At 72.5% G+C, this 18,365-nt stretch carries 5 protein-coding genes; all 5 read right to left on the reverse strand.

All coding sequences use genetic code 11. The features are described from left to right. Window positions 1-179 precede the first annotated feature (179 nt). The 5 genes from DEP02_RS32380 to DEP02_RS32400 all read right to left on the reverse strand — a co-directional run bounded on the left by DEP02_RS32380 (window position 180) and on the right by DEP02_RS32400 (window position 18,286). The gene (locus DEP02_RS32380) at window positions 180-638 is read right to left on the reverse strand and encodes a winged helix-turn-helix domain-containing protein (RefSeq protein WP_198668698.1); all 459 of its coding nucleotides are present in this window, start codon (window positions 636-638) and stop codon (window positions 180-182) included. 836 nt (window positions 639-1,474) lie between these two features. Further along, a complete protein-coding gene (locus DEP02_RS32385; RefSeq protein ID WP_112471239.1) occupies window positions 1,475-3,865 on the reverse strand; it encodes an ATP-binding cassette domain-containing protein in 2,391 nt (796 codons plus the stop codon). A gap of 149 nt (window positions 3,866-4,014) precedes the next feature. Next, window positions 4,015-4,230: an MbtH family protein gene (locus DEP02_RS32390; RefSeq protein WP_112471240.1), complete on the reverse strand. Its 216-nt coding sequence runs from the start codon at window positions 4,228-4,230 to the stop codon at window positions 4,015-4,017. A 45-nt stretch (window positions 4,231-4,275) separates the two neighbouring features. Further along, on the reverse strand, window positions 4,276-13,689 hold the full coding sequence (locus tag DEP02_RS32395; RefSeq protein WP_112471241.1) for a non-ribosomal peptide synthetase: 9,414 nt from the start codon (window positions 13,687-13,689) through the stop codon (window positions 4,276-4,278). Between the two features lie 7 nt (window positions 13,690-13,696). Beyond that, complete coding sequence (locus DEP02_RS32400; protein ID WP_232839380.1) at window positions 13,697-18,286, reverse strand: non-ribosomal peptide synthetase; 4,590 nt, start codon at window positions 18,284-18,286, stop codon at window positions 13,697-13,699. Window positions 18,287-18,365: the final 79 nt, after the last annotated feature.

An 18,365-nucleotide genomic window follows, 5' to 3' on the forward strand; every position in this document is an offset into this window, starting at 1 on the left:
GCCCCGCGCGCGGCACCCGGTCGTCGCCGGGTGCCGCGCGCCGGCGGTGGTCCGCCCGAACGCAGGGCCGGACGTCCGCCGGGCCGCCGCTGAGGAGTTGCGCGGCGGGGCCCCGGTGATCCGTCCGGCCCGTCGTCGTACGTGGCGGTCGCTCCCCTCCGCAAGAGCGACCGTACCGGTCATGCCCCGCCAGCGTTCGTTACCGGGACGGCCTCGGCGGCGGACACGTTCTCCAGCATGTAACCGCGCCCCCACACGGTCCTTATGGACAGGTCGATGGGCAGGAGCCGGCGGCGGAGCCGCATGATGTGCAGGTCGAGCGAGTTCCGGTTCAGCGTCGGTGACCGCATGGCGAGGCACTGGGCGAACTCGGTGCGGTAGACGACCTCACGGAAGCGGTCGATGAGCAACCGCATCAGCTCGGTCTGCGTGGTGGAGATGGTGATGGAGTTGGGGCCGTAGCTCAGGGTTCCGGTCGAGTCGATCGTCGGCACCCGACAACTATCGAAACGGTTCTGCAGGGCTCTGACCCGGGCCTGCAGGTCATCTCTGGACACCGGGGGGCGTACCCAGTCCTCGACCGGGTCGTTGCTGATCGGCGGCTGCGCGCCCGCCTCGACGACGAGTAAGCGCGGCACCCCCTCTTTGCGGTAGCGGGTCCGCAGATCCGCCTGTGCAGGCCATCGAACGAAAACGACGTCGGAGTTCCGAACGCCCACGAGCACATCCTCCCTGGACATCCCACGAAGACACTCGACCCCGTCGGTATGGACGCGGCACGGTGTCCTTACAGGCAACAAGAGTGCGTGGTTCCTGGCGGGCTTTTCTTCGGCTATACGTTCATGTCACCTCACAGGGGCCGGGGACACGTGTCAGTCGTTCGCCTCGGCGAACAGCCGGCCGTCCGCTCGCGCGGCCGGTCGGTGGGCCCGGGCCCACCCCGGCGGCGAACGGGGCTTCGGAGGTCGTCGCCCGTACGTCCGGGGGCGACCGTGCGGCGGTGTCGATGCCGGCGGGGGCGCGAATCACCGGCCGGACGGGCGGATCGGGACTCGTCGTCGTGCGTGTGAGCGGGACGGCCCGTCGCGCCGTCCCGGGTGTGCTCGGGGCGGAACGATCGCTACGACATCGGGGCTACGAGCGGCTCGTGCGACGTCGGGACCGTGAGAGGTCCTCACGACATCGGATCCGCGGACGGTTCGTGCGATATGGGCCCTGCGGGCGATTCTCACGACATCGGAGCTTCGATCGCCCCTCGGTCTCCTGCGCGGTCATGATGCAGGTCATCCCCATCAAGGCCTCCCCCTCGGACCCGGCCTCCGTTGACCACGTCCCATACTTGGCTGAATCTTGCGGCCTCGCCACAAGTGTGAAAGATCCTCGCTAGAAACGATCGGGTGTTGGCCGAAGCGCACGGGGTATCGGTCTGCACCGGGCCGGCGCCGCGTCGGGCAGCGCCTGCCCGGTGCTCCCGTCAGGCGCCGACGTACTGCGCGAGATGCTCGCCCGTGAGCGTCGACCGGGCGGCGACGAGGTCGGCGGGCGTGCCCTCGAAGACGACGCGGCCGCCGTCGTGGCCGGCGCCGGGGCCCAGGTCGATGATCCAGTCGGCGTGGGCCATGACCGCCTGGTGGTGCTCGATGACGATCACCGACCGGCCGGAGTCGACCAGCCGGTCGAGCATGCCGAGCAGGCGCTGGACGTCAGCGAGGTGGAGGCCGGTGGTCGGCTCGTCGAGCACGTAGATCCCGCCCTTCTCCGCCATGTGCGTGGCCAACTTCAGCCGCTGCCGCTCGCCTCCGGACAGGGTGGGCAGCGGCTGGCCCAGCGACAGGTAGCCGAGCCCGACGTCGGCGAGCCGGCCGAGGATCGTGACGGCGGCCGGGGTGCGCGCCTCGCCGGAGGCGAAGAACTCCCGCGCCTCGGTCACCGGCATGGCGAGCACCTCGCTGATGTCCCGGCCGCCGAGCCGGTACTCCAGGACCGCGGGCTGGAACCGCTTGCCCTCGCACACCTCGCAGGTGGTCGCGACGTCCGCCATGATCGCCAGGTCGGTGTAGATGACGCCCGCGCCGTTGCAGGTGGGGCAGGCGCCCTCGGAGTTCGAGCTGAACAGTCCCGGCTTCACCCCGTTGGCCTTGGCGAACGCCTTGCGGATCGGGTCGAGGAGGCCGGTGTAGGTGGCGGGGTTGCTGCGCCGTGATCCCTTGATCGGTCCCTGGTCGATCCTGATCACGCCGTCGCGCCCGACGACCGATCCCTCGATCAGGGAGCTCTTGCCCGAACCGGCCACGCCGGTGACGACCGTGAGCACGCCGAGCGGGATGTCGACGTCGACGTTTTGCAGGTTGTGCTTGCCGGCCCCCCGCACCGGGAGCGAGTCCGACGGGGTACGCACCTCGGCCTTGAGCGAGGCCCGGTCGTCGAGGTGGCGGCCGGTCAGCGAGCCGCCGGCCCGCAGGTCCTCGACGGTGCCCTCGAAGCAGACGATGCCGCCCTCGGTGCCGGCGCCGGGGCCCAAGTCGACCACGTGGTCGGCGATGGCGATGGTCTCGGGCTTGTGTTCCACCACGAGCACGGTGTTGCCCTTGTCGCGGAGCCGGAGCAGCAGGCCGTTCATCCGCTGGATGTCGTGCGGGTGGAGGCCGATGGTGGGCTCGTCGAAGACATAGGTGACGTCGGTGAGCGGCGAGCCGAGGTGGCGGATCATCTTGACGCGCTGCGCCTCGCCGCCGGACAGGGTGCCCGAGGCGCGGTCGAGGGAGAGGTAGCCGAGACCGATGGTCACGAACGAGTCGAGGGTGTGCCGGAGCGCCGCGAGCAGTGGTGCGACGTAAGGCTCGTCGAGACCGCGGACCCACTCGGCGAGGTCGCTGATCTGCATGCGGGAGGCGTCGGCGATGCTGACGCCGTCGATCCTGGAGCCGCGGGCCTTCTCGTTGAGCCGGGTGCCGTCGCAGTCGGGGCACGCCATGAAGGCGACGGCCCGCTCGACGAAGGCGCGCACGTGCGGCTGGAGCGACTCGACGTCCTTGGCGAGCAGCGACTTGCGCACCCGGCCGACGAGCCCCTCGTAGGTCGTGTTGAGGCCGTTGACCTTCAGCCGGATCGGCTCACGGTAGAGGAAGTCCTCGCGTTCCCGCTCCGTGTACTCGTTGATCGGCTTACCGGGGTCGAGGAGCCCGGACTCGGCGAAGACTCGCCAGTTCCAGCCGCCGACGTGGTAGCCGGGTACGGTGATGGCGCCGTCGTCGAGGGACTTGGCGGCGTCGAAGAGTTGGTCGAGGCCGACGTCGGTGACCGAGCCGATGCCCTCGCAGCGGGGGCACATGCCGCCGGCGACATCGAAGACACGCTGTTCCTCGACCTTCCTGCCGTTCTGTTCGATGGTGACCGCGGTCGCGCCGGTCATCGAGGGGATGTTGAAGGAGTACGCCCGGGGGGAGCTCAGCCGGGGTTGGCCGAGCCGGCTGAAGAGGATGCGCAGCATGGCGTTGGCGTCGGTGACGGTGCCGACGGTGGAGCGCGGGTTGTTGCCGATGCGCTCCTGGCTCACGATGATCGCCGTGGTGAGGCCGTCGAGCACGTCGACGTCGGGGCGCGAGAGGGTCGGCATGAAACCCTGGACGAACGCGCTGTAGGTCTCGTTGATCAGGCGCTGCGACTCCGCGGCGATCGTGTCGAAGACCAAGGAGCTCTTCCCGGAGCCGGACACGCCGGTGAAGACGGTCAGCCGGCGCTTGGGGATCTGTACGTCGACGTCGCGGAGGTTGTTCTCCCGTGCCCCGTACACCCGGATGAAGTCGTGGGGGCCGCCGGTGGGCGGGGAGTCCTCGTGCCTGGGTCCGGTGATCGCGCTGGTCATGCGTCTCCAGAGGTGTTCGAAGGTGCCCTCACTGTATATCTGCTTATCGAGTGGGGACTTCGGTGCGTGTTTGACGGTCTGACCGGTGCCAAAGTTTAAAACGGGCCGGACCCGCGGGCGGTGGCGTCCGCCCACGGCCCGATCCTCCCTCAGGACGCCGACGTCGCCTCGCGCAGGCTGCGGGGCCGGATGTCGGGCCAGTTCTCCTCGACGTACGCGATGCTCTCCGCCCGCCCGGCCGGGCCAGAGACGACCCGCCAGCCGGCGGGCACATCGGCGAAGGTGGGCCACAGCGAGTGCTGGTCCTCGTCGTTGACCACCACGTAGAACTCGCCGTTCTCGTCGTCGAACGGGTTCACGGTCATGTCTCCTCCATTGCGTTCACGTCCGGTTCCGCGTCGGGAACCGGGTCAGCGTGCCGATTTCGTGATCTCGTCGACAATGCGGCTGATCGCGGCCGCGTTCTCGGGCCACATCATTTCGTTGTGCGCGCAATCGATTTCGAAGCGGCGCACGGCCCCGTCGATGAACTTCCTCCACTGGACGTCGAGTTCCACCTCCAGCACCCGCCGCTCCCGGGTTCCCTGGTCGATGACGGCGCTGAAGAAGACCAGGTCCCCGCGGAACACCGGCGACGTGAACCGGGTCATCAGCTCCGTGTGCTCGATGAAGAGGGTGGTGGACGTCTCGACGAGCGACTCGAACTCGTCCATGCCTGCCAGGTGCCCCATGTAGTGGGCGAGGTACCGGCGCACCATCTTCTCGTCGGGGGTCCGGAAGTCGGCGAAGTACGTCGAGGGGCCCGAGTCGAGCACCCCGAGGAAGTCCACCTCCCGTCCCCGGCGCTGGAGTTCGGCGGCCACCGCCTGGGCGATGGGTCCGCCGAGGGACCAGCCCAGGACGTTGTACGGGCCCTCCGGCTGGACGCGCAGCATCTGGTCGACCCAGTCGTCCACCATGCCCTCGATCGAGGTCGCGCGCGCCTCTCCGGCGAAGCCGCGGGCCTGGAGGCCGTAGATCGGCCGCGCGGGGTCCAGGTGCTGGGCGAAGCCGAGGTATGCCCAGGCCAGTCCGCCGCCCGGCGGCACCCACCACAGTGGTGCCTTGTCGCCACCGATCCGGATCGGCAGCACCACCGAGAACGGGTCGTCGAACTCGACGTCGTCCCGGTCGGCCACCAGCAACTCCGCGACGCCCGCCACGGTCGGGTGCTGGAAGACGGCCCGGATGGGGACCTCGAAGCCCAGCTCGGCGCGGATCCGCCAGATGAGCCGGATGACTTGGAGGGAGCTGCCGCCGCAGTCGAAGAAGTCGTCGTCGACCCCGATCCGGTCCAGGCCCAGGACCTCGGCGAACAGGGTGGCCAGCTCCGCCTCCATGGGCGTGCGGGGCGCGCCCTCGTCGCCGCCGGTCGGCTCCGGCGCGGGGAGCGCGGCGCGGTCGACCTTGCCGCGGGCCGTCACCGGCATGCGGGCGATGACCATGATGTCGGCCGGCACCATGTGGTCGGGCAGTTCGGCCGCCAGTTCCTGCCGGAGCGCGGCCGGCAGCCGCGACGCCCGGCGGGAGACGGCGGGCGCGTTGGCGAGCTGCCGGGCCCGGGTGTCCAGGGGCCGGTACACGCCGTCGTAGCACTGCGTGCCGCCTGCGGGGACGACGACCGCCTCGAACCAGCCCGGCGCCTCGGCTGACCAGGTGCACAGGACGGTACGGCCGTGCTCCTCGCCCCAGGTCTGCAACGCGTGTGGGTCGAGCGGCGCCCCTTCCACCGCAGTGGGGACCCCGTACTCGGCCGCCTCGTCCACGAGCCGAGCGTTCGGGATCCGAGTCAGCCGGAGGCGGCCGCCGTGCCGGGCCAGCTCGGCCTCCAGGTCGGACAGCCGGTGCACGTCCGCGCCCCAGACGACCGTGTGGACGTCCGCGAGGTGCGTCGGGCGGCTCGCCCGCTTGTGCAGGACGACTTCGTAGCGGTGCCGGGTGAGTTCATTCGCGTACGCGCCCGGCTTGAGCCGGACGTCCACGGCCACGACGTCGGGGCGGGCGGACGCCCACTCGGTGAAGTAGCCCGGGTCCAGGACGAGTTCCGTCTCACCGAGCAGGGCGCGCTCGACCGCCGCCCGTACGGCGGACGGACCGTCGTCGGGGTGCTGGGCGTGGTGGACGGCGGTCAGGAACTCACGCAGGGTGCCGTGGTTGCGCACGTCGCCGACGACGATTCGACCGCCCGGGGCGAGCCGGTCGAGGGCGACGTCCAGGACGCGCGAGAGGTAGCCGGCGTCCGGGAAGTACTGCACGACCGAATTGAGGAGGACGGTGTCGAAGTACTCCGCCGGCAGGCCGTCGGCGGCGTCGGCGGGCTGACATCGCAGCGTCACCCGGTCCTTCAGTCGCGGATCCGCGGCGACCTGGGCGCCGAGCCGCTCGATGACCGGCTCCGAGAAGTCGGTGCCCCAGTATTCCTCGGTCTCCGGGGCCAGCGGCCCGAGCTGGAGGCCAGAACCGGCACCGATCTCCAGCACCCGGCGCGCCCCGAGCCCGCGCACCCGCTCCACCGTGGCCGCGCGCCACTGGCGCATCTCGGACAGGGGGATGGGGACGCGCGTGTAGGAGCTGTCCCAGCCGGTGAAGTCGTCGCCGATCCCGGTAATGTCCGGCGGGGCGTCGCCGTACATCGAATCGTAGATCGCGCGCCACTTCTCGACGTGCTCGCTCACGTCCGCGTCCGGCACCTCGGGGACCACGTACGCCACCAGGCGCCGCTCGCCTAGCCGGTCCTCGCGGGCGACCACGGCCGCCTGCGCGACGCCGTCCCGCTTCCGCAGCGCGGCCTCGACCTCCGCGGGCTCGACGCGCAGGCCGCGGAGCTTCACCTGGTCGTCGGTGCGGCTCAGGAACTCGAGCCGTCCGTCGTGGTTCCACCGGACCAGGTCGCCGGTCCGATACATCCGGTCGCCCGGGCGTCCGAACGGGTCGGCGATGAACCGCTCGCTCGTGGCGCCGGGGCGCCGGGCGTAGCCGCGGGCCACGCCGTCGCCGCCGATGTACAGCTCCCCCACCACGCCCTGCGGCACCTGCCGCAGCCGCTCGTCGAGGACGAACAGACGGCTGCCCGCCATGGGTTCGCCGATCGGCAGCGGGTCCTTGCAGCGGTCCGGCGCGTCCACGACGTGACGGGCCGCGAAGACGGTGGTCTCGGTGGGACCGTACCCGTTCACGACGGTCGGGGTGCCGTCGCCGTCCGTCAGGCGGCGTACGGCGGCCGCCGACAGCACGTCGCCGCCGGCCCAGATCGTGCGCACCCCGGCGAGGCTCTTGGGGTGGTGCTGGGTGATCAGGTCGAACATGGCGGAGCCGAGCCACAGCGCGGTCACGTCCCGCTCGGCGACGAGCGTCGCGAGGCGGGCCGCATCGAGCTTCCCCGGCGGTGCCACCACGACCGTCCCGCCGTGCAGCAGCGGTACCCACAGTTCGTACGCGGCCGCGTCGAAGGTCTGCGGAGAGTGCGCGAGGACCCGCTCGTGGGCGCCGTCGCTCCAGCACGGGTCGTCCACGAGGGCGAGGACGTTGCGGTGGCTGACCTCCACGCCGTTCGGCGTCCCGGTCGTGCCGGAGGTGTACATGACGTAGGCGAGGTGGTCGGCGTCGAGACCGCCGAGGTCCGGCGGGACCGCCGGGTGGCCGCCCAGGTCCTCCTCGGCGAGCCGTTCGTCAAGGACGACGACCGGGTGGAGGCCGGCGAGCAGGAGGTCGGTCCGGGCGCGCGGAGCTGCGGGGTCGAGCGGCACGTAGCAGGCGCCCGCCTTCAGCGTGCCCAGGACCGCCGCGACCATCAGCGGGGACCGGTTCATGAGCAGCGCCACCGCGCGGTCCGGGCCGGCGCCGTGCACGCGGAGGCGCTGGGCGATGCGGTCGGCCCAGCGGTCGAGCTCGCCGTACGTCCAGCTGTCGGCGCCGTCGGCGGAGACGAGTGCGACGGCGTCCGGCCGTTCGGCGGCGACGGCGGCGAAGCGCCCGGGGATCGTCCCGGTGGCACGCTCGGTGCCGCGGTCGCGACCCGACCAGCGGTTCAGGGCGGTCAGGTCGTCCGGGGTGAGGAGCTCCACCTCGCCCATCGGGGTGTCCGGGGCGGCGACCCACTGGCGGAGCATGTGCCGCCAGCGGTCCACGAGTCCGGTGACCGTGGCGCGGTCGAACAGCTCGGTGGCGTACTCGACGACGCCGTCGATCCGGTCCGTCCCGTCGGCGCCGGTCCGCTCGGTGAGGTTCAGGAACAGGTCGAAGCGAGAGACGCCCATGTCGACCGGTTCGTGGGTGACCGTCAGGCTGGGCAGGTCGAAGTACGGCTGCACGTTGTTCTGGAGGGCCAGACAGACCTGGAACAGCGGGTGGTGCGCGGTCGAGCGCACCGGATTGAGCGCCTCGACCAGGTGCTCGAACGGGATGTCCTGGTGGTCGTAGGCGGCGAGGCCGACCTCCCGGACCCGGTCGACCAGCTCGGTCAGGCCGGGATTCCCGCCGGTGTCCACGCGGGCCACCCAGGTGTTGACGAAGAAGCCCACCAGCCGGTTGAGCGCCTCGTCGGTGCGGCCGGCGATCGGCGAGCCGATCGGGATGTCGTTCCCGGCGCCGAGCCTGCTGAGCAGCCCCGCGAGCCCCGCCTGGAGCACCATCGAGACGGTGGCCCCGGTGCGCAGGGCCAGCCGCCGGACGCCCTCGGTCAGCTCCTCGTCGAGTTCCACGGGCAGCACGTCGCCCGCGAAGGAGGCGACGGCCGGCCGGGCCCGGTCCGCGGGGAGTTCCAGCGACTCCGGCAGGCCGGCGAGGCGTTCCGTCCAGTAGTCCAGCTGGCGCCGGTACAGGCTGTCGGGCTTGTCGGCGCCGAGGAGCGAGCGCTGCCACAGGGTGTAGTCGGGATACTGGACCGGGAGCGGGTCCCACTGGGGGCGCTGTCCGTCGCACCGGGCGGTGTACGCGGTGGTGAGGTCCTCGGCCAGCGGGCCCAGCGACCAGCCGTCGGCCGCGATGTGGTGCAACGGGAGGAGCAGCACCGCGTCCTGCTCGCTCATCCGGAACAGCGCGGCGCGCACCGGTATCTCGTGCGCCAGGTCGAACGGCCGGCGGGCCTCCTCGCGCAGGGCGCCGGCCAGTTCGGCCTCGGTGACCTCGTACTCCTGCCAGGGGACCGTCACCCGGTCGAGATCGAGGACCCGCTGGTACGGGACGCCGTCGACCTCGTCGAAGACGGTGCGCAGCGACTCGTGCCGGACCACGACGTCGTGGACGGCGCGGCGCAGGGCGTGCGGGTCCAGCTTGCCGCGCAGCCGCATGGACAGCGGGATGATGTAGGTCGCCGAGGGCCCTTCGAACCGGTGGATGAACCACAGGCGCTGCTGGGCGAAGGAGACGGGCAGCCGGTCGGGGCGGGCCTGCGGCCGCAGCGGCGGGCGGACGGTGCCGCGGTCGGTCAGGTGGGTCACCAGTTCGGCGACGGTCGGGGCCTCGAAGATGGTCCGGATCGGGATCTCGACGCCGTGCGCTGCACGGACGCGGCTCACGACGCGGGTGGCGAGCAGGGAGTGGCCGCCGATGGTGAAGAAGTTGTCGTCCACGCCGACGCGGTCGAGGCCGAGGACGGCGGCGAAGATCTCGCAGAGCGACTCCTCCTCCGGCGTGGACGGGAGGCGGCCGCGGCGGGCGGCGGCGTACTCCGGCACGGGCAGCGCGGCCCGGTCGAGCTTGCCGTTGGCGGTCAGCGGCACGCTGCCGATCGGCACGATCGCCGACGGCACCATGTACTCGGCGAGGGTCTTCGAGAGGTGTTCGCGCAGGACGGCGGGGAGGGCGGTGACGCCCGCGGCGGCGGCCGGGTTGTTGATCCAGGTGCCGGCGCCGGCCACCGGGACGTAGGTGCCCGCCAGGGCCCGCCGTCCGGCCTCAGGGTCGGTGATCAGGACGGCCTCGTAGCGGTCGACGGCACTGCCCGACCAGGTCAGCGCGGCCTGCCAGCCCTGCCGTGCGGCCCAGGCCGTCAGCTCGTGGGGGGCGAGCGGGACCGTGACCGGCGGCTCGGACTCCTCCAGGCCGAGGGCGCGGGCGGCCGCCACCTCGTGGAGGACGCGGGCGTTGGGGATGCCGGTGATCCGGACCGCCGGCTCGGCCAGGTCGCGGACCCGGCCGGCCAAGCCGTCCAGGTCGCCGTCCCACTCCAGGCGCGGGACGGCGTCCACGGCGCGGGGCCGGTCGGCGGGGTCCGCGCCGGGCTTGTGCACGACGACCTCGTACCGGTGGCGCGTGAGTTCGTTCTCGTACGCGCCGTCCTTGAGGCGTACGTCGACGCCGGCGGCGCCGGCGCGTTCGGCCCAGCGGTGGAACCAGTCGGGGTCGACGACGAGTTCTTTCTCCAGGAGCAGGGCCTGGTCGACGGCGCCGCGCAGCTGGGCCGCGGGGACGTCGCCGTGCTTGGCCTGCTGGACGGCGACCTGGAAGGCGCGCAACGAGCGGGCCCGGCGGATGTCGCCGAGCACGAGCCGGCCGCCCGGTTCGAGCAGCCGCCAGGCGCCGTCGAGGACCTGCTCCAGGTAGCGCTCGTTCGGGAAGTACTGGGCGACGGAGTTGAGGACGACGGTGTCGAAGGTCTGCGGGATGCCGTCGAGGTCGTCCGCGCGGCGGCACAGCAGCCGCACCCGCTCGGCCCAGCCCGCCTCGGCCACCTGCCGGCCGAGCCGTTCCACGACGGGCTCCGAGAAGTCGGTGGCCCAGTACGTCTCCACGCTGCCCGCGATCCGGGCGAGCAGCAGGCCGGTTCCGGCGCCGAGTTCGAGGACGCGCCGCGGGGTGAAGCCTAGGATCCGGTCGACGGCGGCGTCCTGCCAGGCGCGCATCTGGTCGACGGGGATGGGTTCGCCGGTGTAGCTGGACACCCAGAGGTTGAAGTCCTCGCCGAGGTCCTCGTCCGTGACCTCCAGGTAGCCCTGGTCGTAGATCTCCTGCCACTCCCGGACCTGTTCGTCGGCGGCGACCACGCTCTCCACCGTGTTCGGGTCGGGCAGCACGTAGGACACCAGCCGGAGGTCGCCGGCGGAGTCCCGGCGGGTGATCGCGACGGCCTGGCGGACGGCGGGGTGGCGGCTGAGAGCGTGCTCGATCTCGCCGAGTTCGATGCGGAACCCGCGCACCTTCACCTGGCCGTCGGCGCGGCCGAGGAAGCAGATGTTGCCGTCCGGGAAGAAGCAGGCGCGGTCGCCGGTGCGGTAGATGCGGCGGCCGGGCTCGTCGCCGAACGGGTCGGCGACGAAGCGCTCGGCGGTGAGGTCGGGCCGGTTGACGTAGCCGAGGGCGATGACCGGTCCGCCGATGTAGAGGTCACCCTCGACGCCGACCGGGCAGGGCTCCAGCTTCTCGTCGAGCACGTAGTAGCGGGCGTTGTCGATGGGCCGCCCGTAGGGGATGCTGCGCCACTCGGGGTCGATGGCGCCGATCCGGAAGGAGTTCGACCAGACGGTCGCCTCGGTCGCCCCGCCGAGGCTGACGATCTCGGCGCGCGGGAAGGCGGCGCGGACCTGGTCCGGCAGGGGCAGCGGGGTGAAGTCGCCGGAGAAGAAGACGAGCCGCAGGTTCTCGACGCCGGGGTGGCCGGCGGTCTGCGGGAGCAGCGGGACGAGCTGGTTCAGGGTGCCGGGCACCGAGTCCCAGAAGGTGATCGGCTCGGACAGCAGGACGTCGAGCAGCATCTCGGGGTCGCGCTGCTGGACGGCGTCAGCGACGTAGACGCTGCCGCCCACGGCGAGCAGGCCGAAGACGTCGAAGACGGACAGGTCGAAGTCGAGAGCGGTGACGCACAGGCTGACGTCGTCGGGGCCGAACCCGAACGTCCGCTCGCACCAGTGGAGCAGGTTGTGCACCGGCCGGTGGGCGACGGTGACGCCCTTGGGCTTCCCGGTGCTCCCGGAGGTGAAGATGACGTAGGCCGTGTTGTCGGCGTGCGCGACGGGCTCGGGGTCGATCTCGCCGTCCAGCGACAGGGTCATGCCGGCGCTGCCGACGTCGAGGAGTTCCACGCCGGCCGGCGGCGTCCACTTGTTGGTGTCCTCGGTGGTGAGCACCAGCTTCGCGGAGGTGTCGGCGAGCATCCCGGCGACCCGCTCGGACGGCAGTGCCGCGCCGACGGGCAGGTACGCCCCGCCGGCCTTGAGGACGCCGAGGACGGCCGCGACCATGAGCGGGCCGCGCCGGACGGCCACGCCGACGACGGTCTCGGGTCCGACGCCGCGGCGTTTGAGGGTCCAGGCGATCCGGTTCGCCTGCCGGTTCAGCTCGCGGTAGGTCATGGTGCCGCCGGCCCAGCGGACGGCGACCGCGTCGGGCCGTTCCGCGGCCTGCCGCTCGAACGGCAGGTGGATGGGGCCCGGACAGGGGAAGTCGCGGTCGGTGTCGTTCCAGCCGTACAGCAGCTTCTCGCGCTCGGCGGCGTCCACCCGCGGGGTGTCGTCCGCGGCGGGCAGCGGCGGTACGTCGAGGGCGGCGACGCCGACGCCGGGGTTCTCGGTCACCTGCTCCAGCACGCCCACGTACCGCTCGGCGACGGCCGCCCCGGCCTCGGGGCCGAACAGGTCGGTGGCGTACTCCAGATCGACGGTGACCGTCCCGCGCGTGGGGTGCGGCATGAGGTTGAAGAACAGGTCGAACTTCGCGGTGCCGGTGGGGACCGGTTCCATGGTGGCCGTGACACCGGGCAGGTCGAGTTCCTGGCGGACACTGTTCTGCCAGGCGAGGGTGACCTGGAAGAGGGGGTGGTGGGCGGTCGACCGCTCGGGCCGCAGCAGTTCCACCAGCCGTTCGAAGGGCAGGTCCTGGTGGTCATAGGCGGCGAGGGCCTTCCTGCGGACCTCCTCCAGGACGCGGGTGAACGAGTCGCCGGCGGCGACGCCGACGCGGAGCACCCAGGTGTTGACGAAGAAGCCCACGAGGTCCTCGAGGGCCTCATCGGTCCGCCCGGCGATCGGGGAGCCGAGGGTGATGTCGTGGTCGCCGCCCAGCCGGTGGAGCAGGACGACGAGCGCGGCCTGGAACACCATCGGCACGGTGACGTTGTGCGTCTGGGCGAGCCGCTCGGCCCTCCCCAGCAGGGCCGCGGAGATCTCGAACACGTGGTTGTCGCCGCGGTAGCTCGCCCGGGCGGGGCGCGGCCGGTCGAAGGGCAGGGCGATCGGCCGGGACACCCCGTCCAGTTCCTGACGCCAGTAGCGCAGCTGGGTCGAGAAGACGCTGTCCGGGTCGGACTCGTCGCCCAGCAGTTCGCGCTGCCAGAGCGCGTAGTCGGGGTACTGCACCGGCAGTTCGTCCCAGTCCGGCGCGACCCCGGTGACGCGGGCCCGGTAGGCGGCGGAGAGGTCGCGGGTGAACGGGCCGAGGGAGCCGCCGTCACCCGCGATGTGGTGGATCACCACGGCGAGCAGGGCGGTGTCCTGGTCGGGGCTGAGCAGGTACGCGCGTACGGGCAGGTCGGAGGCGAGGTCGAAGCCCTCGCGGACCGACGCGGCGACGATGTCGTCGACCTGGTCCGGGGAGACCCAGCCCCAGTCGGTCCAGGGCAGGTCGAGCGCGGCCGGTTCGACGGTCCGGGGCAGCGGCCGGCCGTCCCGCTCGTCGTAGACGGTGCGGAGGATCTCGTGGCGGGTGACCACGTCCAGGAACGCGGCGCGCAGCGCGTCCCGATCGATCCGCCCGCGCATCCGGATCAGGATCGGGATGTTGTAGGTCGCGGTCCGGCCCTCGAACCGGTTGATGAACCACATGCGCTGTTGCGCGTACGAGAGGGACGCCATGCTGCTGTTACCTTTCGGTCATCCTGCGCAGGGGTTTCCGGACGGAGGTCGACAGGCCGCTCCACCGCCGGACGAGTTCGGCGACCGTCGGTGCGGCGAAGAGGGTGCGGATCGGGATCTCGACGCCCATGTCGGAGCGGACGCGGGCCGCGAGCCGGGTGGCCAGCAGTGAGTGTCCGCCGAGGGCGAAGAAGTCGTCGTCGACGCCGACCCGTGCCACGCCGAGGATCTCGGCGAAGAGCGCGCACAGCGCGATCTCGCGGGGGTCTTCGGGCGCGCGGTAGGGCGTGGCGCTCGCCTCGGGGCGGGGCAGTCGGGGGCGGTCCAGCTTCCCGTTGGCGGTCAACGGGACGGCGGGAAGGGCGACCACGGCTGACGGGACCATGTAACTGGGCAACAATTCCCTTACGAATTGCTGAAGTTCGCGGCCCGACGGCGCCTCGGTCCCGTCCTCGGCGACCACGTAGCCGACGAGGCGCCGGTCGCCGGGCCGGTCCTCGCGGACGACCACGACGGCCTCGCGGACCGCCGGGTGCCGGGTCAGGGCGTGTTCGACGTCGCCCGGCTCGATGCGGAAGCCGCGGAGCTTGATCTGGAAGTCCGCCCGGCCGAGGTACTCGATCTCCCCGGTGGGCGACCAGCGGGCCAGGTCCCCGGTGCGGTACATCCGCGAGCCGGGCGGGCCGTACGGGTCGGCCGTGAACCGGGCGGCGGTCATGCCGGGCCGCCGGTGGTAGCCGCGGGCGAGGCCGTCCCCCGCGATCCAGAGGTCTCCGGCGACGCCCGGCGGAACGGGCCGGAGGGTGGGGTCGAGGACGAGGATCCGGGTGTTGGCGATGGGCGTGCCGATCGACGGCGGTGCGCTGGTGGCGACGTCCGCGAGGGTCGACCAGATGGTGGTCTCGGTGGGGCCGTACAGGTTGACGACCTGTGCGGCGTGGACGGTGAGCTGGTCGGCGAGCGGCCGGGGCAGCGCCTCGCCGCCGGTGAGGACGCGGAGGCCGGCGAGGCGGCGCACGTCGTGCAGCGCGAGCATCTGCCACATGGCCGGGGTCGCCTGCATGACGGTGACGCCGGACCGTTCGACGAGGTCGAGTAGGGCCTGCGGAGCGGCGACGTGGTCGCGGTCGGCGAGCACCACGCGGGCGCCGGTGGTGAGCGGCAGGAACAGTTCCAGGGCCGCGATGTCGAAGGCGACCGTGGTGACGGCGGCGAGGCGGTCGGCGGCCGTCAGACGGAGGGTCTGCCGCATGCCGGCCAGGAAGTTGGTCAGGGCCCCGTGCGGGACGACCACGCCCTTGGGCGTGCCCGTCGATCCGGAGGTGTAGATGGTGTAGGCGGCCCGGCCGGGGGGCGTGGCGATCCCGGGGTCGTGGGCCGGGTAGGCGGAGAGGTCGGTCCGGTCGAGCAGGGCCCGGTCGAGGACCAGGGATGCCTCGCAGTCCTCGATCACGGACCGGATCCGTGCGGCCGGGTGATCGGGGTCCACGGGGACGTAGCAGCCCCCGGCCTTCCAGACCGCCAGCAGCGCCGCCACCAGGTCCGCGGAGCGGGGCAGCAGCACCACGACGCGGCTCTCCGGCCCGATGCCCTCGGCGGCCAGCCAGTGCGCCATCCGGTTGGCGCGTGAGTCCAGTTCGGCGTAGGTGAGGCGCTCGCCGTCCGCTTCGAGGGCCACGGCGTACGGCGTGGTGCGCGCCTGCCGGGCGAACTGTTCCGGCACGCTCGTGGCGGGGACGTCCAGCGCGGTGGCGTTCCAGTCGCGCAGCACCAGCCGCCGCTCGGTGTCGGACAGCAGGTCGACGGCGTCGGTGCGGGTGCCCGGGTCGGCGGCGAACTGCCGCAGCACCCGGCCGAAGCGTTCGGCGATCACCTCGACGGTGTCCGTGTCGAGGACGTCCGGGTGGAACTGGAGGCTCACGCCGAGCATCGGGTCGGCTGCGGCGAGCACGGTCACCGGGTAGTGCGTCGGCGCGAAGGGCCGGATGCCGGTGACCGTGAGTTCCGCGGACGCGCCGGCTCGGGAGAGCGCCGCCCGGTCCACGGGGAACGACTCGAAGACCACGATGGTGTCGAAGAGCGCGCTGAGTCCGGTCGCCCGCTGGATGTCGCCGAGTCCGACGTGGTAGTGCTCCAGCGTCCTGGCCTGGGTGTCCTGCACGGAGCGGAGGAGGCTTTCGAGGCTGTCGCCGGGGGCGCACCGCACCCGCACCGGGACGGTGTTGGTGAACATGCCGACGGCGGTGTGCACGCCGGGCAGTTCGGGCGGGCGCACGGTGACCGAGCTGCCGAAGACGACGTCGGTGCTCCCGGTCAGCCGGGCGAGCACGACCGCCCACAGGCCCTGTACGAGGACGTTGGGGGTGATGCCGCTCTCGGCGGCCCGCCGGACCACGAGGGCCGCTTCCTGGCGGGTGAGCGGGACGTCGACCTGGCCGACGTCGGAGGCGGTCCCGGGTCGGTCGACAGCGGGATCCGCAGCGTCCGTGGCGGTCTCCGCCACGTCGGTGCGGCTGAGTCCGGCGGCCAGGAGGGTGGGCTGGGTGACGCTGGAGAGTTCCTCGGCCCAGGCCGCCACGGCCCGATCCGTGTCCTGACGCGTCTGCCACCGGAGGAACTCGCGGTAGCCGTGGCCGGCCGGTGTGAGCGCGTCGGCCCCGTCGGCGTACAGCTGCATCAGCTCCTGCTCGATGAGCGGCAGCGACCAGCCGTCGAACAGGACGTGGTGCGCGGTCAGAGCGAGTTCGGACCGGTCCGGGGCGAGGGTGACGAGGCTGAACCGCAGCAGGGGCGCGGTGTCCGGCGGGAACCGTTCCTCCCGTTCGTCCGCGAGGATCCGGTCCAGGCGTTTCCCGGGCTCCGGGTGGCCGGCGAGGTCGACGTGCCGGAACGGCACCGTGACGCCGTCCACGACCACTTGGACGGGTTCGCCAGTGGCCTTGGACGCGAAGGCGACCCGCAGGTTGGGGTGCCGGTCGAGCAGGGTCTGGGTCGCGGCGCGCAGCCGCTCGGGGTCCACCGGCCCGCTGATCCGGAACACGAACTGGGTCTGGTAGGACGCGGCGACGCCGTCCCCCAGCATGCTGTGGTAGATCAGGCCGTGCTGGAGCGGGGTCAGGGGCCAGACATCGCCGACGCGGCCGTAGTGGCTCTGCCAGCCGTCCAGGTCCTCCTGCCGCACGTCGACCAGCGGCACGTCGGAGGGGGTCAGCCCGCTCGCGCCGGAGACCGCCTGGGCGTGCAGGTCGCGCAGGGCCTTCTGCCAGGTGTCGGCGAGGCGGCGGACCTCGTCGTCGTCGAGCACCCCGGGGGCGAAGCCGAACAGCGCGTGCAGCCGCTCGGCGTCGCCGGTGCCGGTGACGAGCGAGTTGAGTTCGAGCGCGGAGATCAGCGGCATGTCCGGGTCGGGGGCCGCGACGAGTTCGGCGCACTCGGGGGCGGGCGTCCACGGCGCCTCGCCGTCCGTGCGGGACCGGTCGAAGGAGAACCTGCCGAGGTAGTTGAAGCCCACCTCGTCGGCCTGGTGGCCCCGGAGGACGGCGGCGGTCGTCTCGTTGAGGTACCGCAGCAGGGTGTAGCCGATGCCCTGGTCGGGCAGGACGCGCCGACTCTCCTTGACCCGCCGGAGGGCGTCCGCGGCGGCCGGTCCGCCGGCGAGCGCGTCGGCGACGTCGATGCCGGTGAGGTCGAAGCGGACCGGATGGACGGTGGTGAACCAACCGACCGTGCGCGTCAGGTCGGCGCCCGGTACGAGCTCCTCCTGGCGTCCGTGCCCTTCGAGCCGTACGACCGTCCCGGCGTCGCCGGTCCCGGCACCGGCCGTGTCGGCGCGGTGGTGGGCCAGGGCCAGGACGAGGGCGGTGAGCAGCACGTCGTCGACGCCGCAGCGGAACGCGGCCGGTACCGAGGTGAGCAGGGCCCTGCCGAGGTCCGGGGGAAGTTCGACCCGGTGCGTCCGGGCGGTGGAGGTGAGGTCGGTGCCCGGGTCGAGGGGGCGGGCTCCCAGCGGCTTCCCGGTGGGGGCGAGGATCCCGCGCCAGAGGCCGAGTTCGGCCACGCGCCCGGGCCGGGCCGCCTCGTCCGTGAGCTCGTCCATCCAGCTCCGGAGCGACGTCCCCACCGGCGGCAGGACCGGGGTCCGGCCGGACCGGATCTGCTTCGCGGCCTCGGCGAGGTCGGGGACGAGCACCCGCCACGACATGCCGTCCACGACGAGGTGGTGGGCGGCGACGAGCAGCCGACCGGGCCGGCCGCCGGACGGTTCGAACCAGACGAAGCGGAGCATGTCCCCGGCGGAGGCGCTGATCCGGCCGACCGCCCGCGCGGCCTCGTCCTCCAGGAGCGTCCGCCAGGCGGGCCCGCTCAGGTCGTCGGAGCAGGGCACGCGCCGGACGAGCCGGTCCGCGTCCACCGAGCCGGGCGGCTGGATCAGCAGTTCGTCGCCGGCCAGCCGGGAGCGCAGGACGTCGTGCCGGTCCAGGACCGCCCCGATGCTCGCGGTGAGCAGGCCGGGCGTCATGTCCGCCGGCACGGTCAGGACCAGCCACTGGGCCAGCCGGTCCAGACCCGGTCCGCGTTCGGCGAACAGACGGGCCATGGGCGGCAGCGGGACCGGGCCGACGGGGCCGGTCGCGGCCGGGGCGGCGGGGGCCGGTTCGCCGGCGGGGGTGGCCACG

It is taken from the genome of Streptomyces triticisoli (assembly GCF_003270085.1).
Classification (GTDB): Bacteria; Actinomycetota; Actinomycetes; order Streptomycetales; family Streptomycetaceae; genus Streptomyces; species Streptomyces triticisoli.

Bases quoted from the DNA above. Each gene is read 5' to 3' on its own strand.
- DEP02_RS32385 (WP_112471239.1), bottom strand. From the start codon at position 3,865: ATGACCAGCGCGATCACCGGACCCAGGCACGAGGACTCCCCGCCCACC.
- DEP02_RS32390 (WP_112471240.1), bottom strand. From the start codon at position 4,230: ATGACCGTGAACCCGTTCGACGACGAGAACGGCGAGTTCTACGTGGTG.
- DEP02_RS32395 (WP_112471241.1), bottom strand. From the start codon at position 13,689: ATGGCGTCCCTCTCGTACGCGCAACAGCGCATGTGGTTCATCAACCGG.
- DEP02_RS32400 (WP_232839380.1), bottom strand. From the start codon at position 18,286: ATGGCCCGTCTGTTCGCCGAACGCGGACCGGGTCTGGACCGGCTGGCC.